Here is a 23,604-nt window from a genome sequence, read left to right as displayed (position 1 = left end):
CCTGACCGCGCATGCGCGCGAGGAAGCTGGGGTGGTGGGCGGCCGTGCTCGTCCTCGGACTGGGCGTGGCCGTGGTGTCACTCCGGGCTCCGGAAGGCCGTGACCCCTCCGCCAGTCCGAGCAACCCGAGCGCGAACGCGGTGGGCGCGGGAGCGCGCGACATGGCGCCGCGAGCACCGCGTGCGGAGGGCTCGCTGCGCATCACGGGTGTGGTGCGCGATGCGCGCGGTCCCGTCGCGGGCGCGCAGGTGTCGGCCTCCCAGGTGGATGCGGACACGCTGTCGGAGCGTCTCTTCCCGGAGGCTTCACCGGCCCTTCATTCCGGCTCACGGGAGCCGCGACGGGCGGACGCCCCCTTCCTGGCGCAGAAGGTCGCGCGGCTCGTGGAGGCCCGCGAGGGCGAAGCGCCCGAGTTCGCGCGGACGGCGACGGCGGAGGACGGCACCTTCGTCCTCGAGGGATTGCCGGCGGGCACCTTCACCCTCTGGGCCCTGGGCGACACGGGCGCGACGGTGCGGGCGGACATCCAGGCGGGCAGCAACGGCGTGACGCTGACGCTGGAGGAGGGGGTCTTCATCTCCGGCGTGGTGGTGGATCGGCTCCAGGACGATCCCATTCCAGGGGCCCTCGTGACGGTGATCCACGAGGCCGGGTCCCGCTACTTCGATGCGCTCACGGATGCCCAGGGGCGCTTCCGCGTCGGGCCCCTGCCGCCGGGCCGCTACCTGAAGGTCGCGAGCGCGAAGGGCTGGCGGACAAGGGCCTTCCGTGAGGACGTCTGGCTCGACGCCGACGTGGACGTGACGCTCGAGCTCCAGCCTCAGCTCCGGCTGGAGGGCGTGGTGCTGCCCCCCGAGGGCCGGCCCGCGAGCGGCCTGGCCGTCCACATGGCCCCCCGGGAGGACGTTGACGACACGCGAACCACCCGGAGCGATGCACGGGGCAGGTTCGCCTTCGACGACGTTCCCCTGACTTCGTACCAGCTCTGGGCTCGCTCCGAGGACGGGACCACCTTCGGCGAGGCCCTGGCCACACCGCCGAGTACCGTGGTCCTCCGGATGAACCCCGTCCTGTTCATGGAGGGCACCGTGAGGGACGAGCAGGGCAGGCCCCTGAAGGGCGTGCGCCTGAGGCTCCGGTGGCAGGACCTGGGAGGCCGCCCCTCGCCCATGGCCGTCACCGATGAAGCGGGCCATTACCGGATGGGGCCGCTGCTCAAGTCCAGCACGAGGGTCCTCCTGCGGTGCGAGCACCATCTCGATGCCTGGCAGGACATCAAACTGGATGGGCCTCATGCGGGGCCATGGGACTTCACCCTGCGGCGGGCCCTGTCGGTCGAAGGGCTCGTGGTCGACACCGACGGAGCGCCCCTGCCAGGGGTCGAGGTGGAGCTCAGACGTACCCGCGGCGCCTCCGAGGCCCCAGGGGACTTCGACTCCGACCTCGAGACCGCCCGGTCCGACGACGCGGGCCGATTCATCGTGGACAGCGAGGAGGGAGGCGCGGGCCACCTCCTCGTCGACGCTCCAGACTTCCGCGCCGTGAAACAGGCGGTGGTGATTCCGTCGACGGGCGTCCGCGTGGTGCTGGGCCGGGGGGCTTCCGTGTCCGGCACGGTCGTGGATGCGAAGGGACGGCCCATGTCCAACGTGAGCCTCCGGCTCTGGGACACCGCGCCCCAGAGCGAGAGCCCCCGCACCACGCTCGTGGACAAGGCGGGCGCCTTCGCATTCCAGGGTCTGGAGACCGGCCACTACGTGGTGGAGGCCCGGCTCCAGACGCCGGGCATCGAGCACACGGTGTCCCAGGCCGTGGACCTGGAGGAGCGGACTCAGGCGCGCGTGTCGCTGCGCTTCGAGGAGGGACGCACGATCCAGGGGAGGACCGTCGACACCGAGGGACAGCCAATGCCTGGCGCCCGGGTCCACGCCTGCCTCACCCTGGAGGACATCCCACCGTGGCGGACCGGTGGGCCTGATTGCCGCTCCCATGGCGAGCGCGGCGTGGTCTCCGGAGCGGATGGCCGCTTCGTCCTCAAGCACCTGACAGCGCCGAGCCATCAGCTCATCGCGTGGAAGGAGGGCCATGACTTCGCGCCCGCGCGCTCCCGGGGCGGAACGCCCGACCCCGCCACGCTGATTGTCGCGACGGGCGAGGAGGACATCCAGCTGGTCCTGGAGCGAAGGCCCCACCTGCGAGGACAGGTCGTGAATGAAGACGGTGCTCCCCTGCCTTACACGGTCAGGGTGGGGTCCTCGACCGTCCATGGCCCGGATGGGACGTTCGACCTTCCGCTGCCGGCGGATGGGCGCGCACTCCTCATCGTGAGTTCGAAGGGCTTCCTGGACTCCATGAGGGAGCTCGTCGTGAGCCCGGGCCAGGACATCGACCTCGGGATGCTGCGGATGACCCGTGGCCGCGAGGTGCGCTTCCTCATCCTGGATGAGGCGACCCGCGCGCCACTCGCGGGTGTGGGCGTTACCATCGAGGCCACCGACGAGCGCCCTTTCTCCGCCCGCACCTATCTCCTTCCCATCTTCATGGGGAGCCTCGATGCGGAGGGAGGCGCGGACCTGGACGGACTGCCCTTCGCCCCCGTCGTCTTTTCCGTCCAGAGGACGCGGAGCACGATCGCCCAGGAAGTGATCGTCGGAGCGAACCAGGAGACCGTCACGGTGCTGCTGCCCGACCCGACCCGCTAGCGGCTATCCTGCGCCTTCGCACCTCGGGAGACGCGGCGCATGCGCAGGGGAAATCGTGCAGCCGGGGTCGCGGTCGTCGCCGGAATGCTGCTCGTGGCCTTCTTCGCCCTGCGCGGGGATGAGGGCGCTTCGGGTCCTGCGTCCCAGAGCTCCACCCGCGCCTCCGGCTTCTTCGCCCGCTTCAGCGTGGGACAGGCTTCGTCCAACTCCGCCGGAGGTCCGCGCATCACCGGCGTCGTGCGCGATGCGCGAGGGCCCGTCGCGGGCGTGCGCGTGTCCGCTTCGCGTGTGGAGCCGGAGGTCACGCTGTCGGAGCGCTCCTGCCCTCTTTCCGACAGCGCGCCTTCGGTTCCCGGTGAGCCGCCGCTCCGGCTGATGCAGTGCCCGGATGAAGCCTTCGACGAGCTGGTGGAGCAGGTGGATCAACGCGAAGGAGAAGCCCCCACCGTCGCTGAGGCCACCAGCGCGGAGGACGGCACCTTCTTCCTGGACGGACTTCCCGGGGGAAGCGTCACGCTCCAGGCCACCCGCGGCCAGAGCGTCGCGATGCGCCCTGACGTGACGACGGGCCAGCAGGGCGTGGTCCTCGTGCTCGACGAAGGCCTCTTCTTCGAGGGCATCGTCCTGAACGAGCCCCCGGGGAGCGAGCCGGTCGTGGGTGCGCGCATCACCGTCTTCTCCCACGAACACACGCACTTCTTCCCCGCGACCAGCGGCGCGGATGGACGCTTCCGCATCGGGCCCGTAGCTCCGGGCGACTACGGCATCCTCGTCACGGTCGAGGATCGCGGCCCCCTGCTGCGCATGCGGGCGGATCCCCTGGAGGACGGCACCTTCATCCTGGACCGCCCCGCGAAGTACGCGGGCACGGTGCTGACGGAGCAGGGGGCACCCGCGCCCGGCGTCTCCGTCCGGCTGGACACGCCCAGCGTCACGCCCGAGTCGCGCACCGCCATCACGGATGCGCGGGGGCGCTTCTCCTTCCGGTCCGTCGAAGGCCCGCCCGGCCAGCTCTTCGCGGAGACGGCGGCGCATGACGGTTTCGCCTCCGTCAGGACGGAGCCCCGCGAGGACGTGGTCCTCACACTCGGGCCCGGCATGGTCATCCACGGCACCGTCAGCGACGACGCCGGAAGGCCGATTCCCGGCGCCCGGGTCCAGGCGGATCTCCGGGATGCGAACGCGCCGTCCCAGCGCGGGCAGACCGTCACGGATGCGCAGGGGCGCTACCGGCTGGGCCCCCTGTTCCGGCTGCCGCATTTCGTGGCGGTCCGAGCCGAGCACCACGTCGACGTGGAGCCGGAGTACCAGGAGCTCGGCAAGGTCGAGGAGTCGCTCGACTTCACCCTGCCGCGCGCCGCCTCCGTGGAGGGCATCCTCGTGGACGAAGCGGGCCAGCCGCTGGCGGGCCGCACGGTCCAGCTCCACCCGGGCCCGGTGTCGCCCTCCGAGGTGGAGTTCATCACGGACCACGCCGTGACGGACGAAGCCGGACGCTTCGTCCTGGACGCGGCGGCGGAGGGTCCCGCGTGGCTGGACGTCGACGACGCGACCTTCGTGCTTCAGCGCCTCGCCGTGGAGCTTCCGTCGGAGCCCGTGCGGATGGTGCTGCGCCGGGGCATCCCGGTGTCCCTCACCGTCCTGAGCGCGGCGGGAGCGCCAGTGCGTGGCGCCCAGGTGACGCTCTGGAAGCGCGACGCGCGCGGCGAAGCGGACCGGGTGGAGGTCACGGACGCCCACGGGCAGGCCACCCTCCAGGGCGTGTCCCCGGGCAGCTACGTGGCGGAGGCGAGGGTGCCTGGACGGGCCGTGGACGTGCACGCCTCCCAACCCCTGGACGTCCAGACGGGAGAGGCGCCGTCCGTCACGCTGCGGCTGGAGGAAGGCCGGACCCTGCGAGGCGTCGTCGTGAGCCTCCAGGGGCGGCCCCTGCCCGGTGTCGCCCTCCGCACGGAGGTCCTGGAAGCGGACCGGCCCCGCTACCGGGGCGAGCAGTCCAGGCCAGGACTCGTCCCCGAGGGCGTCCGCACGGACGCCGAAGGCCGCTTCACCCTGCGCTCCCTGAGCGCGGCCCGCCAGGTGCTCACCGCGAGGCTGCCGGAGCACGTCGTGGCCACCTCCGCCTCGCAGGGGGTCCTTGCCGGCGGCGACGACACGTCCGTCGTGGTGGGCCGCGACACGGAGGAGGTCCGGCTGGTGCTTCGGCGCATCCCGCACGTGCGGGGCCGGGTGGTGGCGGAGGGCGGCGTGGCGCTGGAGTCCTTCGACGTGAATGGCCTCCGGTACACGAACCCGGACGGGCGCTTCGACCAGAGCCTGTTCGAAGCCACCGGCGCCCAGCGGCTCCTCGTGCGCTCCAAGGGCTTCGCGCCCGAGGATCGCACCGTCACGCCGGACGGGGAGAACGACCTGGACCTGGGCACCGTCACGCTGACGCGAGGCAGGACCGTGAGGGTGCTCCTGCGCGAGGCCTCGACGGGGAAGCCGTACAACGGAAGCAGGCTCGACGATGACGGGCGTGAGTTCACGGCGGCCGTCAGCTGTCAGGTCCACGCCGAAGGCGCCGCGGACGGGCCGCCCTTCCAACACCCCAGCTGGGTGGCGCCCCGCGAGGATGGCACGCTGCTGCTGGAGCACATGCCCCTCACGGCGTTCACGCTCTTCGTGAACACCCAGTTCCACCTGCCGTCGCGGGCGAGGGTGGGCGCGGAGGAGGAGCGCATCACGCTCCCGCTCGACGCGGGCGCCCGGGTGAAGGGCCACATCCGCGACGCGAAGGGCCAGCCGCTCAAGGCCCGGCTCACCTTCACGCGCTCGGACAGGCTGACGCAGTACCAGGATGTCGGTCCGGGAGACTTCACCCTGAGCCCCGTGCCCCCCGGGCTCTACACGGTGACGGCCTGGGCGGTGGAAGCGGTGCACGACACCCTCTTTCCTGCCCGCAGCGTGCGGATTCCGCCCAGCGGCGACGTCACCCTCGACTTCGACGCGCTGGACAGCGGCGCCACCGTCACGCTCCGGTTGACGGAGGACGTCGACAGCGTGGTCCTGCTGCCCGGCCAGCCCTCCGCTCCCGCCAGCGCCAGGGACCTCGACCTGCTGGGCCTCCAGCGACGCCCCCTGGAGGAATGGACCGGCAGGTCCGTCACGTTCCGCCGCGTCGCCGCGGGCCACTACACCGTCCTCGCGAGCACCCGCGACAAGGACCGGCTCCACCGCGAGGAGCTGGACGTGCCCGCCGAAGGCACGCTGTCCCGCGACGTGCGGCCCGTGTGGCTTCCCCTCGCGCGCTGACGCACGACACAGGGGCCCGCTATCCTGCCGCGCATGGGGACCGCGAGACGAGGGGGACTGAAGCCCTGGCTGGGAGCAGGCGCGCTCGCCGTCGCCGGGCTCCTCGCGCTCCTGATGTGGACCCCCTGGCCCGCGTCGTCCGCGAAGGACGCGCCTCCGCCCACCTCCGCGGCCGCCGTGACGCCGAAGCCCCGCGTGTCCCAGCTCACGACGCCCCCGCGTCCCGTGGGCACCGCGCGCATCGCGGGCCGCGTGCTGGGGACCCACGGCGCGGCGGCGGGCGTGCGCGTCTCCGCGTCCCGAGTGGAGCCCGGGGTCACGCTGTCGGAGCGGCCCTGCCCCTCCCCCTCCGGCCAGGATGACGCGCGGGCCCCGCTCCTCAAGACGGGGCGCTGCGGCTTCGACTTCGAGCGCATGCAGGGCGAAGCCGTGGAGGCCCGCGACGGCGAAGCGCCGGTGTTCGCGGAGGCGACCACGGACGCGGAAGGGCGCTTCGCGCTGGACGGCCTGCCCGAGGGCAGCGTGACGCTTTGGGCCCTGGGCGATACGGGCGCGGTGTCACAGGGCGGCGTGCCGGTGGGCTCGGACGACGTGGAGCTGACGCTGGAGCAGGGCGTCCTCTTCCAGGGGCGCGTCACGGCCCCGGACCAGACGCCCATCCCCGATGCGCGGGTGACGCTCGTCTCCCGCTGGCACACGCGCTTCTTCGACGCGACCACCGATGCCGAGGGCCACTTCGTCGCGGGCCCCCTGCCCCAGGGCCGCTACGCCGCCTTCGTCACCGCGGACGGCGCGTCCTCGTGGTTCCAGCCGGAGCTGGAATCCGCTGACGGCCTGGACCCCGTGGTGCTCGCGCGCACGCTCCCCGTCGCGGGCCAGGTCGTGTCCGAGGAAGGCACTCCAGTGCCGGGCCTCCAGGTCCTCCTGGAGGGGGACACCGCGACGGCCTCCGTCCAGCGCACCACGACGGATGACGCGGGGCGCTTCCGCTTCACCGCGCCCGCCGTCGCCCACCAGCTCAGCACCGGCTCCGGCGGCGCGTTCGCCACGCTGGACGTGACGCCTCCCATGGAGCACGTGCAGCTGCGGCTCCAGCGGGGCGTGATGCTGGAAGGCTCGGTGCGCGACGACACGGGGCAGCCCATCCCGGACGCGCGCGTGGAGACCTACCGGGAGGACGGCGGGCCCCTCGCCGCCGAAGCGGACGCCGTGACGGACGCCGCGGGCCGCTACCGGATGGGGCCCACGCGTCCCGGGCCGCATACCTTCCGGATCCTCGCGCCGCATCACCTGGACCTGGAGGTCACGGCCCAGAAGCTCCAGCCGGGCATGGCGCCGCTGGACTTCACGCTCCGGCGCGCGAAGAGCGTGGAGGGCCGCGTCGTCGACACGTCGGGCGCTCCGCTCGAGGGCATCCGCCTGGAGCTCTCCGGCATCCTGGGAGACTGGGACGACCTCCTCGCCAGCGGGGCCCAGCGCTCGGACGCCGCGGGGCGCTTCGTCCTGGATGTCCAGCGCGCGGGGACGGCGCGGCTGCTCGTGGAGGATCCCTCCTTCCAGAGCCTCACCATCGACGTGCGCGTCCCCTCGCGGGAGGTCGTGGTGGTGCTGGACCGGGGCGCCTCCGTCTCCGGCACCGTCACCGACCCCCGGGGACTGCCGCTGCGGGACGCGACCGTGACGCTGTCGAAGGACGGCGAGGACGCGGAGGAGTTCCTGCCGGAAGAGCAGCCGCGGCAGGCCATGACGGATGAGCAGGGCCGCTTCCAGTTGCAAGGGATTGCCCCGGGCCCGTACCACCTGGAGGCCGCCATCCGGGGGGACCTGATGGAGGTCTCGGTGTCGCAGGCCATCATGTTCCAGGGGCGGGAGCACCGGGACGTGTCCCTGCGCCTGGAGGCAGGCCGCGAGCGCTCTGGCATCGCGGTGGATGGCGCGGGCCAGCCGCTCGCGGACGTCGCCATCACCGCGGCGCTCCCCGACGAGGAGGAGTCGCGGTGGGGTGGGAGCTCGGACGAGGAAGTCCCCCCCGGCCTCCGCACGGGCCCGGACGGACGCTTCACCCTGCGCGGGCTCGTGGCGCCCCGCTACGCGCTGTGGGCCTCCCTGCCGGGCCACTCCTTCCGCCCCCAGCGCTCGCAGGGAGGAGAACCCTCCCCGGAGACTGGCGGCCTGTGGGTGGACTCCGGCGCGGCGCCGCTCCGGCTGGTGCTGGAGCGCGACGGACGCCTCCGGGGCCGCGTCGTGGAACCCGGGGGCAAGGCCGTCACCTCCTTCCAGGTGAAGGGCGCGGGACTCCAGACTCAAGCGCAGCCCGAGGCGTGGCCGGACGGCGTCTTCGACCTTCCCTTCGACACCTCGGGGCCGGCGACGCTCACGGTGCAGGCCTCCGGCTTCACCCCGCTGCAACGCGACGTGACCCAGACGGAGGGCTTGGACCAGGACCTGGGCGTGCTGACGCTGGATCCGGGCTGGACGCTGCGGCTGGTCCTCCACGACGCGGAGACGGGAGACGTCCTCTCCGACGTGGGGACCCTCAAGGCGAAGCTCACGGAGCCCTCGGACCCTGACCTCGCCCGTGCGCTGGCGCGGCCCCGAAACGTCGTCCCGCAAGACGGGGGCTACACGCTGACGCAGTTGCCTCCCCCGCCCTTCGTCCTGGAGCTCAAGGCCCACGACGCGCGGCCGTTCCAACACGAGGTGACGTCCCGCGTGGACACACTCACCGTGCCCCTGGACCTGGCCGCGAAGGTGCGCTTCACCGCCCGGGACACGGACGGCCAGCCGCTGCCCGCCTTCATCCGGCTGCGGTACGTGGAGGGTCCCGTGGGCTTCCCCTACCAGGAGTTCGCCCCCCAGGGCACCGTCCTCGCCCGGGGCATCGAACCGGGCGAGTACCTCCTGGAGGCCCGCCCCATCGATCCGGAGTCCGAGCAGCGCTTCACGCCCCGCAGGGTCCAGATTCCACCCCGGGGCGAGGTGGCCTTCACCGTGGAGGCGGCGCCGCCCTGAGGCCTCCGGGGGGTGTTTCCCTGGATCCGCGTGGCGGGCGCGCTGCGCACCTCCATCGCGCGCATGTGCCACCCGTCGGCCGTGCTGGACGTGCGCCCCTTCTTCGCCTGCGCGCGGGAAGTCCCCGGGCCGCCCCTCCGCTGGAAGGGCGGCCCGTTCCATGTCCAGCGCGAGGCGCGCTACGGCACGCGCTCCCACGCGTCCTGCCAGGCCATGCCCGTGCCCGGCGCGTAGTACGACGCCACGCCCTTGCACCAACCGGAGTACGGGAAGGGCTTGCAGCGATAGATGAGCCCGTCCGTGCCCTCCACCAGCGTGCCCGCCGTGTAGCTGTCGATGCCCGCCGGGTACTTGTATTGCGCGCTCCCGCCGGTGCCGCCGTCCGTGCCGCCGTCGCTGCCGCCGGTGGAGGGCTTCTCGATGTCCACCTGGAACGTGTAGCCCGTCTCCTTCGCGTACACGCGGTTGCCCAGCGCGTCCTGCACCGGCGTCACGGTGCCCGTCGTCTGGAGCACGCCCACCTGCACGCGGCTGGAGCCCGCGTTCACCTGCTGCGCCAGCCGGTACATCCACGTGGCCGCGGGCGTGGCCGCGTCGAGCGTCAGGGGATGGGACTCGGCGTCGCGGCCCGCGCTGTCGAAGAGGCGGAACGTCACCTTGCTCGCCTTGGGCAGATCCTCACGCGCCTGCACCTGGCCCAATTCCTTCCACAGCACCGGCGGGGGCGGCGTGTCGCTGAACTTCACGTCCGTGCAGGCGTAGAAGGCCTCCGGGCTGTCCGCGCGCTGCCAGATGGCGTAGATGACGTGCGCTCCCGTGCGCGCCGCAGGGAAGGGGCAGTCAAGCCGGTAGCGGTTGTTCACCGCGGACACGTTGGTGACGTTGCAGAAGGGCGACGCCTCCAGGTCCGACCACTTCAGGGGCAGAGCGGGGTTGTAGCCCTCCTTCGTCACGAAGAGCTGGAAGTAGCCCGTGGCGTGCACCGCGGTGGCGTGGAAGACGAACTCGAAGCGGCCGTTGCCGTCCGGGCTGATCAGCGTGGACGGCCAGTCCGTGCGCGCCAGGTCCAGGCCCTTGTGGCTCTCATTGGCCGCGCTGCACAGCTTGCCGTCGGGGATGAGCTCCCGGTGGCGCCCGTTGGCGGCGCCCTGCCGGACGCCGTTCCAGTCATACAGCGCCTGCGTCCCACCGGCCTGCACCGCGGCCTTGCACGCGGCGGACTTGGGACTCTCCGGCCCTTCCTTGAAACATCCGTAGACGCGGCTCAGGGGAACTTCCATGGAGCCGTGCGCCGCCGCCGGACCGGCGGACAGCAGGGAGACGAAAGCGAGCGATGCGGTGAAGGCCCTGCGGATTGCTGGGAACATCCCTTCCTCCTCTGTTCGAAAACAAAGGAGGAAAGGCGGAGGCAAATCGGGTCAACGGCCGCTCAGGCCAGCAACTCCGTCAGCAGGCCCTTGGGCAGCGCCGGGTCGCCGAAGTCGTCCAGCGGGCCCCCGGCCGCGTTCTTCAGGCCCACCGCGGCGCCAATCGTGTTGAGCATCCTGTTGAGGTTGGGGTTGCTGTTGCCGCTGGCCACGGTCACCGCCACGCCCTGCTTGAGGTAGCCGTTGCAGCTGCCCGCCAGGATGAAGGGCACGTTGCGCGCCGAGTGCGCCGGCCCGTTGCCCAGGTCGTTGAACCAGACGGACACGCCCTGGTCGACCAGCTTCTTGCCGTCCGGCATCGAGTAGGCCGCCAGCCGGTCCAGCAGGTAGTTGAAGGTCTGCGCGAACTGCGCGTCCACGCGCGAGTGCAGCAGGTCCGACCCGGCGATGACGCTGCCCTGCGCGTCGTGCGACAGCCGGCGGTGGGAGATGTAGTGGAAGTTCTCCATCAACTGCCCCGTCGTCGGGTCGCGGTAGCGCGTGGAGCCGTCGTTGCCGTCACCCACCTGGATGGCCACCGAGCGCGTGGTGCCGCACGCCACCGCCAGCACCGCGATGTCCATGTGCAGCCGCACCGAGGCCAGCACCTTGTCGCCGTCCGTGCTGTTGTAGCCGGGCGCCTCGTTCTGGAACCGCAGCTCCTCGTCCGCGCGGGCGCGGCAGCTCAGGGCCACCTCCAGGTCGCGCACGTTGGACAGGTGCAGGTCCAGGCGCTGCCGGTCCGTGCTGCTCAGCTCCGGCCGCGACTGGAGCGCCTTCAGCTGGCCCGACACCAGGTCGTTGAGGCTCTTCTGGCGCACCAGCAGCTGCTCGCGCGCCTCCGGCGTGAGGCCTCCGGGGCCGCCCACCATGGTCTGGTAGGCCACCCACGGGTCATGCAGCGCGGCCCGGCGCGAGGCGCTGCCCCGGTGGGAGATGCAGGGACCGCCCAGCCACCCGCCGGCCCTGCCCGCGTAGAGGAAGAGCGAGTCGCGCTTCTGCGGGTTCAGCTCGCGGCCGATGCGGTGGTCCAGCGACTCGCCGGACGCCTCCGAGTTGCCGCCCGCGCCCTCCACGGCGGGGCCCCGCGCGGTGAGGCACTGGAGCGCGCCCCGGGCGTGGCCGTCCCCGTAGTTGTAGTCCTTCATGTTGACGTTGCGCACCACCAGCAGGCGCGCGCGGTGGTCCGCCAGCTCCAGCAGCGACTTGCCCGCGAGCGTGGTGGTGGTGAGGTTGCCCAGCGGCTCCGGCCAGAAGCGCTCCGGCTCGCTGCCCAGCTCCGAGGTGGTCTGCGCGGTGGCCACGCCATCCGCCTGACGAAGGAAGATGGCGTACGGAAGCGCGCCGGGTTCCGCAGCCTGGGCCTTCCGGGGCAAGAGCCCCTCCAGCACCGGCAGGCCCAGCACGACGCCACCCAGGCCCTGCAACACGCGTCGACGGCTCAGTTTCACGGCAGCTCCTCCGGGTGGCGATTCACGAAGCCCACGCCCGTCACGACCTCCACGACCAGGTCCACGATGGACAGCTGTCCCGCCTGCGACAGCTTGCCCAGCCGCTGCACCAGCGCGTCGTCCTCCGCCACCGCGGGGCGTCCGCTGAGGAACTCCACCCAGTGGCGCGCGTAGCACGCGTGCACCGCCTGCGCGTTCGCGAGCGCGTCCGCCAGGTCCAGCGCGTCCTTCACCGGCACCTTCTGCCCGCCGATGCCCGGCGAGGAGGACGCGTCCACCGGGTGCCCGTTGTCCGTCGTGCGGTAGCCGCCCACGGCGTCGAAGTTCTCGAAGGGGAAGCCCAGCGGGTTGATGAGCGTCGCGTGGCAGGACGCGCACACCGTGCCGGGCCCTTCCGTGTGCGACGCCACCACCTCGCGGTTGGTGCGGCCGTTGGGCGCGGGCAGCGCGGGGATGTTGGCCGGCGGCGCGCCAATCTTCTGGCAGAGCAGGTGCTCCGACAGGAACACGCCCCGGTGGATGGGGTCCGGGTCCACCGACGTCGCGTGCGACGCGAGGAAGCCCACCTGCGTGAGCACGCCCCGCCGCTGCGTGCCGTCCAGCGTCACCGGCACGAAGGCGGAGGTGAACGTCCCGGTGAGGCCGTAGATGCGCGCCAGTTCGTCGTTGACGAAGGTGTCGCGCGACGTGAGCAGGTCCGCGAAGCGGCCCTTGCGCCCGAAGACGACGTCCTCCACGAAGAGGGCGTTCTCCTTCGCCGCGGACTCCGCCAGCTTCGTGGTGACGTTGGGGAAGCGCGTGGGGTTGGGGAGGATGCGCCCGTAGCGGGGCACGTCGAAGACGACCTGGTGGTAGGCGTCCACCACGCCGCGCGCCCGGGGGTCCGCCATCATCCGGCGCGCCTCGGCGGCCACGCCCTCGCGCTGGGACAGCAGGCCCTCGCGGGCGGCGGCGAACAGCGCGTCGTCCGGCATGGAGTTCCAGAGCGCGTAGCTCAGCCGGGAGGCCACCTCGAACGCGTCCAGCGGCACCTTCCCGTCCGCCGCCTGCGTGCTGCGCTCCACGCGGTAGAGGAACAGGGGCGACTGGAGGAAGCCCTCCAGCACCATCCGCAGGCCGCCCTGGAACGCGGCCATCGTCGGGTATGCCTGCGGCCCCTTGCGGTACAGCGCCAGGTACGCCTCCACCTCGTCCGCGCTCAGCGGGCGGCGCAGCGCGCGCAGGCCAAAGGACTCCACGAACGCCTTCGCGCGCGCCTCGTCCGTGGTGCTGCCGGGAGGAAGCAGCTTGCCCAGCTTCGTCGCGTCCGTGGCCACCTGCCCGGCCAGGTCCGCCGCCGCGCGCTGGTACGCGCCCCACAGCGCTTCATCCACCGACAGCGCGCGGGCGTCGTTGTCGAAGAGGAAGCCGCTCTGGGACGGATCCGCGCGGAACGTCTGCGCCAGCGCCGTGGGCGCCGCGTCCAGCTTGAGCAGGTCCTTCACGCTGCTCACCCACTGCGCATGCGTCAGCCGCGCGACGCGCACCGAGCGCGCCGGCTGCTCCACTGCTGGAGGGGGATTGTTCGTGCCGTCCGGGTTGCCGCCACCGGAGCCAGGATTGCGCGGATTCGCCGCGTCAGAAATCTGGCCTTCGCAGGCAGTCATGAAACTCAGGGAGGCCGCGAGCAGCGCGGAACTCATCCAGTATCGACGTCGCGCCATGGGGGGAAGCGCCTCCGTTCGTTGGAGGTCATCCCACTGGGGAGGCGTCAGGAAGTCAATCCGTACACCGGCCGGCCGAGCGTCGCGTCACATCGGTACTGGAAACGGCTGTCGACACCGGATCCACCGGCCGGCCCGGCCCTCAGCCTGGGATGAGGAAGCGAGCGATGACGCGCTTGAGGCCCACGTTCCCGCCGAACTCCACGGTGACCTTGGCGTTGGGGCCGGACCCTTCCGCGGCGACGATTCGGCCTGAGCCGAACTGTTCATGCCGCACGCGCATGCCGCGCACGTCGCCGCCCACTCCGTCCATGTCCGACGACGCCTGCGAATAGCTGCGGTCCACGCGCGGCCCCGTCTCGTCGTCGTCCCAGTTGCGGCGGCGCTGGGGCATGGCGGCGGCGCGCGGCGGGGGCGGCAGGTCGTTCTCCTTGAAGCCGAAGAGCGCCTGCGGCACGTCCGCGAGGAAGCGGCTGGGCGGGTTGTACTTGAGCTCGCCGAAGAGGGAGCGGCACTGCGCCAGGCTCACGAAGAGCCGCTTGCGCGCGCGGGTGAAGCCCACGTAGCAGAGCCGGCGCTCCTCGGCCATCTCCTCGCCGCCGTCGGGCTCCTCGCTCTTGAGCGCGCGCGAGTGCGGGAAGACGCCCTCCTCCAGGCCGGTGAGGAACACGGCGTCGAACTCCAGGCCCTTGGCCGCGTGCAGCGTCATCAGCGCCACGCGCCCCTCGCTGACCTCCGCGTCCGCCTCGCCCACCAGGCTGATCTGCTCCAGGAAGGCCTGCAGGGGCGGCACGTCCGCGGTGAGCGGCGCGGAGTCCACGCCCTCCGGCGCCTCCTCCTCGCGCGCCTCCACTGCCTGAGCGGTGGCCACCATGTCGGACGCGCGCTTCAGGTCGAACTCCTGCGCCGCGCCCAGCAGTTCCTTCAGGTTCTCCGCGCGGGTGAGCGCCTCGTCGCTGCCCTCGGCGACGAGCGTCTCCACGAGCTTGGACTCCTTCAGCATCTGGTCCACCGCGCCCGCCGCGTCCTTCGCCGTCAGCGAAAAGGCGTGCAGCGACTGGAGCAACTGGTGGAAGCCGCCCAGCCGCTTCTGCGCGGTGGCGTTGAGGGAGGGGATGCGGTGGCGCTCGCCCAGGGCCTCGTAGAGGCTCAGGCCCTGCTCGTTCGCGAAGTCCGTCAGCCGCTCCTCGGTGGTGTCACCGATGCCGCGCGCCGGCACGTTGAGCACGCGCAAGAGGTCCGCGTCCGAGCGCGGGTTCACCATCAGCCGCAGGTACGCGGACGCGTCACGCACCTCCGCGCGGTCGTAGAAGCTGCGCCCGCTCACCAACTGGTACGGCACGCGCGCCAGCCGCAGCGCCTCTTCCAGCACGCGGCTCTGCGCGTTGGTCCGGTAGAACACCGCCATGCTGGAGAACTTGATGAAGCCCTCGCGCTGGAGGGCCAGGATGCGCCGGGCCACCTCCTGCGCCTCCGCGCGCTCGTCGCGGTGCAGGAGCAACTCCAGGTTCTCCCCCTTGGGCCGCTCGCTCCAGAGCTTCTTCGCCATGCGGCGCGGGTTCTTGGAGATGACCTCGTGCGCGGCGGTGAGGATGTTCTGGTCGGAGCGGTAGTTCTGCTCCAGCTTCACCACCGTCGCGCCCGGGTACTGCAAGGGGAACTGGAGGATGTTGTCCACGTCCGCGCCGCGCCAACGGTAGATGGACTGGTCGTCGTCGCCCACCACCACCAGGTTCGCGGACGGCGGCGGCGCCAGCTGGCGCAGGAGCGCGTACTGCACGGGGTTGGTGTCCTGGAACTCGTCCACCAGCACGTGCGTGAAGCGCGTGCGGTAGCGCTCCAGCACGTCCGGCCGGTCGCGGAAGAGCTTCACGAGCAAGAGCAGCAGGTCCCCGAAGTCCACCGCGTTCGCCGCGCGCAGGAGCTTCTGGTAGCCCGCGTACACGCGCTTGACGATCTGCCCGCGCACGTCCTCCTGCTCCACGCGCATGTCCTCCGGCAGCCGCGCGGCGTTCTTCTCCTGGTCGATGCGGTGGAGGATTTCGCGCGGCTGCATCACCGGCTCCACGCCCGCGTCGCGCATGGCGCGCTTCACCAGGCTGAGCTGGTCGCTGTCGTCGTAGATGACGAAGGACCGGGTGAGGCCCACGGCCTCCGCCTCGCGGCGCAGGATCATGGCCGCGGCCGAGTGGAACGTGCTCACCACCAGGTCGTTGGCCTGCGCGCCCAGCAGCTGGGTGAGGCGCTCGCGCATCTCGCGCGCGGCCTTGTTGGTGAAGGTGACGGCCAGGATGCGCCAGGGGAAGACGCGGCGCACCTTCACCAGGTGGGCCACGCGGCGGGTGATGACGCGCGTCTTGCCGCTGCCGGCGCCCGACAGCACGAGCAGGGGGCCGTCGCCGTGGAGCACGGCGTCCGCTTGCGGCGGGTTCAAGTCTTCGAGGAGGGCGGTTTCGTGCGCGTTCACGGGGGTTTCCACCGGGGGGAAGAACCCCGCCTTCTAACGTCTTTCGCACGCCGGTGCCGGGTCTTCCGCCAACCCTGGCGCACGCCGGGCCGTCCGCCCCCGGGACAGGCAGGAGCGTGGGATATAAGGAGGGCCCACCGCCATGTCCGACACCCCGTCCGTCGCCCCATCCCCTCCGTCCCAGGCCCAGCTCGACCGCTTCGCGGAGCTCTTCAACCAGAGCCTCACGCTGCGCCACTTCGGCGCCCGGATGTCCTTCCCCGAAGGGCGCAAGGTGGTGGTGGAGCTTCCGGAGGTGCAGCCGCAGCACCGGGGCGGCCTGGGGGCCTCCGCCGTCAACGGCGGCGTGCTCTCCGCCCTCTTCGACTTCGCCATCGGCTGCACCCCGGCGCTCAGGGACCCCACCCGCCGCTGCGCCACCGTCCAGCTGTCCATGAGCTTCGAGCGCCCCGCCACCGGCCCCCACCTCCGGGTGGAGGCCGTCATCGACAACGGCGGCCCGTCCACCGTCTTCGCCTCCGCGAAGCTGATGGACGCCGAGGGCCGGGTGTGTGCCCGCTGCCAGGGCGTCGTGCGCGTCTCCTCCCAGCCGTGGGCCTCCGGCGAGAGCCCCGCCACCAACTGACATTCTCCCACCCCGGGCCACCCTTGCCCCTTTCCGTCGATATGCCCGGCCTGGAGGCGCGTTTCCCTGGGAGCCCGGGGCAACAACGGTCCCCGGGGGACCAGCGCGGCTCGCAACGGGAAGACGGCATGGATGCAGCCGTACAGGGCTTGGGGATGACGACCCTCCAGTCACGGCAGGGCACAGACAGGGTCGCGCGGCCGGCGGCGCCGGATGAAGAGGCCCTGTCCCGGCGCGCGCTGGCGGGAGAGCGGGCCGCGTGGGACGCGCTCATCGCGCGGCACCAGCGCCGGGTGGTGGTGTCGCTGCTCGCGCGGGGCATCCGGGTGGACCGGGCCCAGGAGCTGGCGCAGGAGACGTGGGCGCGGCTCATCCAGCAGCAGCAGCGGGGCCTGCTCACGGAGCTGAGCCTGCCCTACCTCGCGCTCACCCAGGCGGCGTTCCTGGCGTCGGATGACGCCCGGCGCACGCGGCGCGAGTCGGTGGACGGCACGGTGGAGGACCTGCCGGAGCGCCAGCAGCCGGTGGACCCCGCGCAGTCCGCGGAGAAGCGCCTGTTGTCGGAGGAGCAGCTGGCCCGGGCGCGCGACGCGCTGGAGCAGGTGTCGCCGGGCGCGCGCAACGTCTTCCTCCTGGCCTGTGACGGCCAGGGGCTTCCCCATGCCGAGGTCGCCTCCCGCGTCGGGCTGTCCGTCCAGCGCGTGCGACAGATTTTGTGCGAGGTCCGCAAGAAGCTGCGCACCGCGCTCGAAGAGGAAAACCATGTCTAGCCCCACGCCCCACCTCACCCGCGACCGCACGGAGCAGTACCTGCTGGGCGCGCTGCCGCCCGAAGCCGGGGCGGAGCTGGAGGCCCACACGCTCACGTGCGAGCCGTGCGCGCGGCTGCTCCAGGAGGAGGCCCTGCTGGAGGAGCAGCTGTACGAGGTCGCCGCCGCCACGCCCCGCGACGCCGTCGTGGTGCGCCCCGCGCGCTGGCACCGCCCGGCCGCCGTCGCGGCGGCGCTGGTCGCCGTGGCGGCCTCCGTGTTCCTGCTGCTGCGGACGGGAGGGACCGTGCCCCCCCCGCCCGTGACGCCCGTGGAAGCGCCGGTCGTCGCGGTGCAGGACGTGGAGGAAGGGCCCCGGGACATCGTGGTCGCGTGCCCGGACCTGGCCACGCAGGAGCACTGCCTCAAGTCCGCGAGCGCGCGCGGGCTGCTCGTGTACCACCCCGGTGGACAGGGCGAGGTCCCCCGCTACGACGCGTCCAGTGGGCTGACCCAGGTGGCGCTGAACTCGCGGCCGGCCGCGCTGTGAGGACTTCCGAGATGACCTTCCGACGCTCCTGCATGTCCGCCCTGCTGCTGGCGCTCTGGGCGCCCCTCGCGGCGGCCCAGACCCCGTCCACCGCGGCGAGCGCCTCCACGACGGCGCTCGCGTCCACCTCGGAGGCCACGCCCGAAGCCGCGGTGCCGAAGTCCGGCGCGACGCCGGCGGCCACCGGCTCCACGGGACCCGCCCTGAAGTCCGGCGCGGCACCGCTGACCACGGCCTCGGTGGCTCCCTCTTCGACGGCCCCTGGCGCGGCAGCGGCCCCCGCGACGCCTCCCGCCTCCTCCGGCGGCATGCCCGCCGCGCCTGGCGCCACGCGCGCGAAGCTGCCGCAGGGCTGGTACGTCACGGAAAGCGCGCCCCAGCACTACGAAGCGGGCGTGGACGAGACCGCCCCGTGCGAAGGCACGCGCAGCGCGTTCCTGCGCTCGCGCACCCAGGCCACGGACAGCTTCGGCACCTTCATGCAGGCCTTCAGCGCGCAGGACTTCCGGGGCAAGCGCCTGCGCTTCTCCGCCGCCGTGCGCCACCAGGACGTGAAGGGCTGGGCGGGGCTGTGGATGCGCGTGGAAGGCGCGGACCCCAAGCAGCCGCTCGCCTTCGACAACATGCAGTCGCGCGCCCTCGTGGGCACCCACGGCTGCAAGCGCTACGACGTCGTGCTGGACGTGCCCCTGGAGGCCACCACCATCATGGCGGGCCTCATCATGAGCGGCACCGGCCAGGCGTGGCTCGGCGGCGTGCGCTTCGAACCGGTGGACGCGTCGGTGAAGACGACGGACCTGCTCGCCACCTTGCAGCCGCTGCCCTCCGGCCCCCAGGGCCTGGAGGAAGCGCCCCGTCCCCAGGGCGGAGCGAACGCACCCCTGGGACGCGTGGGCACCGCGTGGTTCGACACGCAGCGCGTGCAGACGGCGACGCCGCTCGTGCGCGGCAAGGGCCCCACCTGGAAGGGCGAGTTCGACGACGAGCTCTTCGAGCACGGCATCGAGGTGAACGGCGTCTACGAGCGGCGCGACCTCGCGGTGAAGGTGCGCGCGGGCGGCGCCGCCACGCTCATCGAAGGCACCTGGGGCGGAGAGCCGCTGTCCATCCGGCTCGCCTCGGACTCGCTCCGCATCCGCTGGGGCACCGATGAGCAGCGCTTCGAGCGCGACCTGGGCGCTTCCACGCCGAAGGGCTGCAATGCGTACCTGCAGAAGACGGGGCGCTTCGAACGGCAGTGGCTGGAGGTGTGCGGCGTGGCGCTCGCCACCCGGCCACCGCTCACGCAGCTCGTGGCGGCCTTCCTGTCCGGTGGCGTGCGGGCCGGCGCCTCGCGAGGCCCCATCCCTCCGCCCCGCATGCCCGTGCGCTCGCCCCAGCCGTACGACTCGTCCGGCCGGGACGTGCCCTCCTCGCAGCTCCAGTGAGACAGGGCGGAGGCGGAAGGAAGGGCCCTGCCCTTCCTTCACCGCTGGACGTCAGAACGCGAAGTCGCGCTCCAGCGTCTCCTGCCCGGCCTGCACCGTGAGGTGGGCCGCGTGCGCGCCGGTGGCCAGCGCCGTGGACAGGTCGAAGGACAGCCCCTCCGGCCCCTGCGTCGGCTTGAGCGACGGACGCCCCGGCGACAGGAAGACGGCGGCCGTCACGGCGCGCGTGCCCAGGGGCTGCACCAGCAGCCGCACCCGCTGACGCTCGCGCACCAGCACCACGCGGAAGTCGCGCCGCTCCTCCAGCACCTCGCGGTGCTCCGGCAGGCGGGCCGCGCCCGGGCGCCGGGCCACGTCCGCGCGGGAGTCACGCGCCGCGCGCGGGGCCTGCGCCCCGTCCTCATCCAGCTCCAGCGCCTCGTCGATGGCGGCGTCGCCCTCTTCCAGCGCCAGCACGGCCTGCGCGCACTCGCCACAGCCCGCCGTGTGGGCCTCCACGCGCTCGCGCTCCTCGCGGCCCATCTCGCCCGAGTCCAGCCGCCACAGCTCGTCGTCCGTGAGGTGACGGCGCGGGGGGCTGTCCACCACCGCGGTGTCCGCCCGGTCCGCGCGGCAGCTGGCACAGTCCTTCAGGTGCTCCGGATCCTTCATGGGGCGGCCCGTCCAGGACGCCACCAGGTCATCGCAACCGGCCCGCGCGGAGAACCACCACGCGCCGGGACGCTCCACCGGGTCCAGCAGGTCGCGCTCGGCGCGCCGCTCGGCGTTGAGCGGGATGAACCAGCGCGCCCGGGAGCGCAGCGCGGTGTCCAGGTGGCCCAGCGCCCCGAGGAGCCGCTCGCGAGCGGCGAGTGCGTCCCCGTCCAGCGGGCCCTTCAAGAGCTCCCAGGTGGCGAGCGCGCGGGCGGCGGAGGCGGCCCGGTCCCGGGCGGCCAGTCCTTCCAGCGCGGACGTGCGCCACAGCTCCGCTTCCTCACCCTCCTCACCCAGCGCCACCTCCATCGACTCCTCGGCGGCACGCAGGAGCAGCGGCTGGAGCGCCTGCGGTTTCTGCCGGGCAAGCCAGGCTTCCACTTCGGGGCGGTCCAGGCCCTTCAAGGCCTCTTCCACCCCGTCGGTGCCGAGCCGGTCCGAGCGGCGCAGCACATCCCCCACCAGCTCCAACAGCTCGCCCACCGGGAGGGGGCCCGCGCCCAGGCGCGCGTACCGGGCCTGGTAGCGGGACAGCGCGTCGCCCTTCATCGCGACATCCCGGGCAGGGCGGAGGACATCTGCCCCCCGCGGGGCGTCACGACGGCTCCTCCGGCAGTCCGTCCCGCTGCAACTCCAGCAGGTACAAACGCAGGTATGCCTGGGCGCGGCTGACGCGCTTGTAGGAGTTCACCACGCTGATGTCCAAACGGCGTGCGCATTCCTCGTGATCCTCCACGTCCTCGTGGTGATACAGCTCCCATGCGGAAGCCTCCTTGGGGTGCTCCTGCTGGAGCCTGGCGTAGGCGGCCCAGTACAGCTCCTGCGCCTCGGCGCGCTCCTCGCGACGCCGTGCGCCTTCCACCGCCCGGGCCACCTCGGACGGCGTCTCTTCCATCACGTCGTCGGGCGAAGACGGCGCGGGCGCCAGCTCCTCCCGGTGCCGCCGGTAGAAGTCGATGGCGACGTGCTTGACGATGCGCAGGAAGAACGTCTTGGGAGACGCGCTCCTGCCCGGCATCTGCTCGGACACGCCCCGGAACTGGTCCAGGCCCCGGTCGAGGAACTTCCCCACCGCGTCCTGGAAGAGCTCGTCGGCGTCCGCCGGGGAGCCGCGTCCGTAGCTGCCCTGAATCCTGCTGATGACGTAGCGGGCCGGGCGCGCCCATCGCGCGCACAAGGCCCCCAGCGGGGTCCCCACGGCCTCGCCCGTGGCGCGGCGGCGGGACACCTCCGCGAACAATTCCTCATCCGTGAGCTGCTCGTACACCGGAGGACCCTGGAGGCTGTCCCGGGACGTCCTCATCCCGAGAGGTTGGGTTACGGGGATGTGGCGCGGCAAGGTAGCACGTTGCATCCGCGGACAGCCTCCGACTGGTTACCAGAACCCCCGACGCCAGCCCCCGGCATTTCCTGACGGCCCTTTTTCCGGCCCCCGCGCATGACGCGGCGGGTCTTCTCCTTGGAGGCGCCCGAAGGCCCGGCGCCGGCCCGCAAGGCCCCGGAAATGGTTCCGTCAGGATTCCAGCCCGGGGGGCGTCCAGGGGCGCATCGCTTTCGAGCGCCCGGCCGAAGAGGCCCTACACGCCGTGGTTCGACTCCACCCTCCCGCTCGCAAGGCGGGGGGACCGCCGGCGGTCCGGCACTGAACTCTGGATTCAGCCTTCCGGCTTCCTCACTCGGGCGCTCACCTTTTCCCTCCCAACCCAGGCGGCCCTTCCGGGCATGCCTCCGTCCCGAAAGGGGGACGCCCGCCATGACTGCTCGCACCCAGACGACCCTTCCGGAGACGCAGCGCGGACCGGCCGAGCGGCTGCTCGACGTGGTGCTCGGCGGCTCCGCCCACCTGTGGCACCACCGCCCGGGCCTGGACGTGAACGGCACCTGGGTGGCCGCCGCCAACGCGGACGCGAAGGCGCAGGCGCGCGGCCGCAAGGTGGCGCCGGGCCTGTTCGTGCCCGCCGCGGTGAAGCTGTACGGCCAGCTCCTGGAGCTCCACCGCCTCAACCCCATGCTGATGGCGCACTTCGCGTCGTACGCGCTGACGCAGACGGACTGGCGCGACCTGAAGGTGGCCACCTGCGCGCTGATGCTGGTGCAGGAGCACGCGGGCCAGCCCGTGCGCGACGGCCAGGGCGCCATCGCCTTCCACGACGACGACTACCGCGCCATCGGCGAGGCCATGGTGCTGCACTACGTGCGCCGCTCCACGCGGATGCTCACGCCCAAGGCCGTGCTGCGCGTGGCGGAGCTCTTGGAGACGCCGGAGATCGCGCGCCTCAACCGCGCCGCGGGCTTCGGAGATCCGGCGTCGCGCAAGCCGCCGCTGGGCCGCTGGAAGCGCGTGGCCCAGAAGTGGCTGGCCGCGCGCGAGGCGAACCTGCCCATGCTCCAGGGCCTGGTGAAGGCGGGCTACAAGGAGACGCTGAAGCGGCTGGCGCGCAAGGCGGGCTACAAGCCCCAGTCGCAGGGCTTCTTCGAGGTGCTCGGCTGGAAGCAGAAGCAGGCGGACGGGGGCCACCGGCAGGTGGGCCTGCAGGGCCTCACGCTGGTGAAGCGCGAGCGCTTCGACGGCCTCTCCGAGGCGGAGATCTGCGAGTGGATTGAGCTGGAGCGGCTCTCCTACAAGGAGGTCGTGGGCCGGCTGCCGAAGGACGTGGGCCTCACGCCCGCCATCCTGGCGACGCTGCTGCCGTCGTTGTCGGACCGCGACCTGCGGCTGATGACGCCCACGCTGGAGGACCTGGGCCTGTTGCAGGAGCCCTCCGTGAAGGCGCGCTGGGAGCGGGCGGTGGCGAACGCGACGGATCAGCGCTCGCTGAACATCGCGAAGAACGTCCGGAGCGAGGACGTGCGCCGCAAGCTGGAGGAGGCGAGCGACAACGCGGTGAAGAAGGCGGTGGCGGAGGCGACGGCGGAGACGGACGTGCGGGTGATGTTCCTCATCGACAAGTCGGGGTCCATGGAGGGCGCCATCGAGCAGTCCAAGGAGGCGCTGTCGCGCATCCTCGCGGGCTTCCCGATGAACAAGCTGCACGTGGCGGCGTTCGACACCATGGGCACGGTGCTCCAGCCCAAGGCGCCGAACCGCACCGCGGTGCAGCACATGCTGGCCGGGCTGAAGGCGTCCGGCGGCACGGTGCACGCGGCCGGTGTCCACGCGCTGCACCGCTCCGGCGTGCGCATCCCGGCGGAGGCGAAGCTGGTGGTGATGGTGGTGGGTGACGAGGCGGGCGAGGCAGGCGACCAGTTCGCCCGGGCCTTCCACGCGTGTGGCTACAGCGTGGCGGCCATGGCGCTGCTGGTGAGCGTGGCGGGGGCGCGCGGCAACACGGTGCGCTCGGGCGCGAAGCAGTTGGGCGTGCCCTTCAGTGAAGTGAGCGTGGGGCAGTTCGCGGACCCGTACCAGGTGCCGCGCGTGCTCCAGGCGCTGATGGACGCGCCGCGCGAGGCGGGGGCCAGCCAGTCCGGCTGGGTGGACCGGGTGATGAGCACGCCGCTGTTGAAGGTGGCGTGAAGAAGGAGGCA

General features: G+C 72.4%; 15 protein-coding genes. 9 read left to right on the top strand and 6 right to left on the bottom strand.

The window, feature by feature from the left end:
* Nucleotides 1-44 precede the first annotated feature (44 nt).
* The 4 genes from AABA78_RS25450 (at nt 45) to AABA78_RS25435 (ending at nt 9,242) form a co-directional block, all read left to right on the top strand.
* Nucleotides 45-2,702 (top strand): carboxypeptidase regulatory-like domain-containing protein, encoded by a 2,658-nt coding sequence (locus AABA78_RS25450; protein ID WP_338266606.1) that lies wholly within the window; start codon nt 45-47, stop codon nt 2,700-2,702.
* A 39-nt stretch (nt 2,703-2,741) separates the two neighbouring features.
* Nucleotides 2,742-5,996 (top strand): carboxypeptidase regulatory-like domain-containing protein, encoded by a 3,255-nt coding sequence (locus AABA78_RS25445; RefSeq protein ID WP_338266605.1) that lies wholly within the window; start codon nt 2,742-2,744, stop codon nt 5,994-5,996.
* Between the two features lie 114 nt (nt 5,997-6,110).
* Nucleotides 6,111-9,008 carry a carboxypeptidase regulatory-like domain-containing protein gene (locus tag AABA78_RS25440; protein ID WP_338266604.1) on the top strand — a complete coding sequence of 966 codons (2,898 nt, stop codon included), beginning with the start codon at nt 6,111-6,113 and terminating at the stop codon, nt 9,006-9,008.
* A 12-nt stretch (nt 9,009-9,020) separates the two neighbouring features.
* On the top strand, nt 9,021-9,242 hold the full coding sequence (locus AABA78_RS25435) for a hypothetical protein (protein ID WP_338266601.1): 222 nt from the start codon (nt 9,021-9,023) through the stop codon (nt 9,240-9,242).
* On the opposite strand, the gene AABA78_RS25430 is transcribed toward AABA78_RS25435, so the two are convergent.
* From AABA78_RS25430 to AABA78_RS25415, 4 genes are all read right to left on the bottom strand, one after another.
* The gene (locus tag AABA78_RS25430) at nt 9,188-10,375 is read right to left on the bottom strand and encodes a lytic polysaccharide monooxygenase auxiliary activity family 9 protein (protein WP_338266598.1); all 1,188 of its coding nucleotides are present in this window, start codon (nt 10,373-10,375) and stop codon (nt 9,188-9,190) included. The genes AABA78_RS25435 and AABA78_RS25430 overlap by 55 nt on opposite strands.
* Before the next feature lie 62 nt (nt 10,376-10,437).
* Complete coding sequence (locus AABA78_RS25425) at nt 10,438-11,865, bottom strand: DUF1552 domain-containing protein (protein WP_338266597.1); 1,428 nt, start codon at nt 11,863-11,865, stop codon at nt 10,438-10,440.
* Nucleotides 11,862-13,568: a DUF1592 domain-containing protein gene (locus AABA78_RS25420; protein WP_338266594.1), complete on the bottom strand. Its 1,707-nt coding sequence runs from the start codon at nt 13,566-13,568 to the stop codon at nt 11,862-11,864. The genes AABA78_RS25425 and AABA78_RS25420 overlap by 4 nt, the downstream gene beginning before the upstream one ends.
* A gap of 142 nt (nt 13,569-13,710) precedes the next feature.
* On the bottom strand, nt 13,711-16,035 hold the full coding sequence (locus tag AABA78_RS25415; RefSeq protein ID WP_338266592.1) for an ATP-dependent helicase: 2,325 nt from the start codon (nt 16,033-16,035) through the stop codon (nt 13,711-13,713).
* A 142-nt stretch (nt 16,036-16,177) separates the two neighbouring features.
* Between AABA78_RS25415 and AABA78_RS25410 the strand changes: the two genes are divergently transcribed.
* The 4 genes from AABA78_RS25410 to AABA78_RS25395 all read left to right on the top strand — a co-directional run bounded on the left by AABA78_RS25410 (nt 16,178) and on the right by AABA78_RS25395 (nt 19,386).
* Nucleotides 16,178-16,660, top strand: a complete 483-nt coding sequence (locus AABA78_RS25410) for a PaaI family thioesterase (RefSeq protein WP_338266590.1) — start codon at nt 16,178-16,180, stop codon at nt 16,658-16,660.
* Between the two features lie 128 nt (nt 16,661-16,788).
* Nucleotides 16,789-17,430 (top strand): RNA polymerase sigma factor, encoded by a 642-nt coding sequence (locus AABA78_RS25405; RefSeq protein WP_253895171.1) that lies wholly within the window; start codon nt 16,789-16,791, stop codon nt 17,428-17,430.
* Entirely contained in the window at nt 17,423-17,959 is a 537-nt protein-coding gene (locus AABA78_RS25400) for a zf-HC2 domain-containing protein (RefSeq protein WP_338266586.1), read from the top strand. The genes AABA78_RS25405 and AABA78_RS25400 overlap by 8 nt, the downstream gene beginning before the upstream one ends.
* A gap of 11 nt (nt 17,960-17,970) precedes the next feature.
* A complete protein-coding gene (locus AABA78_RS25395) occupies nt 17,971-19,386 on the top strand; it encodes an AraC family transcriptional regulator (protein WP_338266585.1) in 1,416 nt (471 codons plus the stop codon).
* Between the two features lie 51 nt (nt 19,387-19,437).
* Here the strand turns inward: AABA78_RS25395 and AABA78_RS25390 are convergent, their stop codons facing one another.
* The gene (locus AABA78_RS25390) at nt 19,438-20,628 is read right to left on the bottom strand and encodes a zf-HC2 domain-containing protein (protein ID WP_338266583.1); all 1,191 of its coding nucleotides are present in this window, start codon (nt 20,626-20,628) and stop codon (nt 19,438-19,440) included.
* 46 nt (nt 20,629-20,674) lie between these two features.
* Nucleotides 20,675-21,346: a sigma factor gene (locus AABA78_RS25385; RefSeq protein WP_171414979.1), complete on the bottom strand. Its 672-nt coding sequence runs from the start codon at nt 21,344-21,346 to the stop codon at nt 20,675-20,677.
* A 486-nt stretch (nt 21,347-21,832) separates the two neighbouring features.
* On the opposite strand from AABA78_RS25385, the gene AABA78_RS25380 reads away from it, so the two are divergent.
* Nucleotides 21,833-23,593: a VWA domain-containing protein gene (locus tag AABA78_RS25380; RefSeq protein ID WP_338266582.1), complete on the top strand. Its 1,761-nt coding sequence runs from the start codon at nt 21,833-21,835 to the stop codon at nt 23,591-23,593.
* Nucleotides 23,594-23,604 lie beyond the last annotated feature (11 nt).

It is taken from the genome of Corallococcus caeni, assembly GCF_036245865.1.
Classification (GTDB): Bacteria; Myxococcota; Myxococcia; order Myxococcales; family Myxococcaceae; genus Corallococcus; species Corallococcus caeni.
The sequence above is the reverse complement of the archived record's forward strand: the minus strand, read 5'-3'. Positions and strand labels throughout refer to the sequence as shown.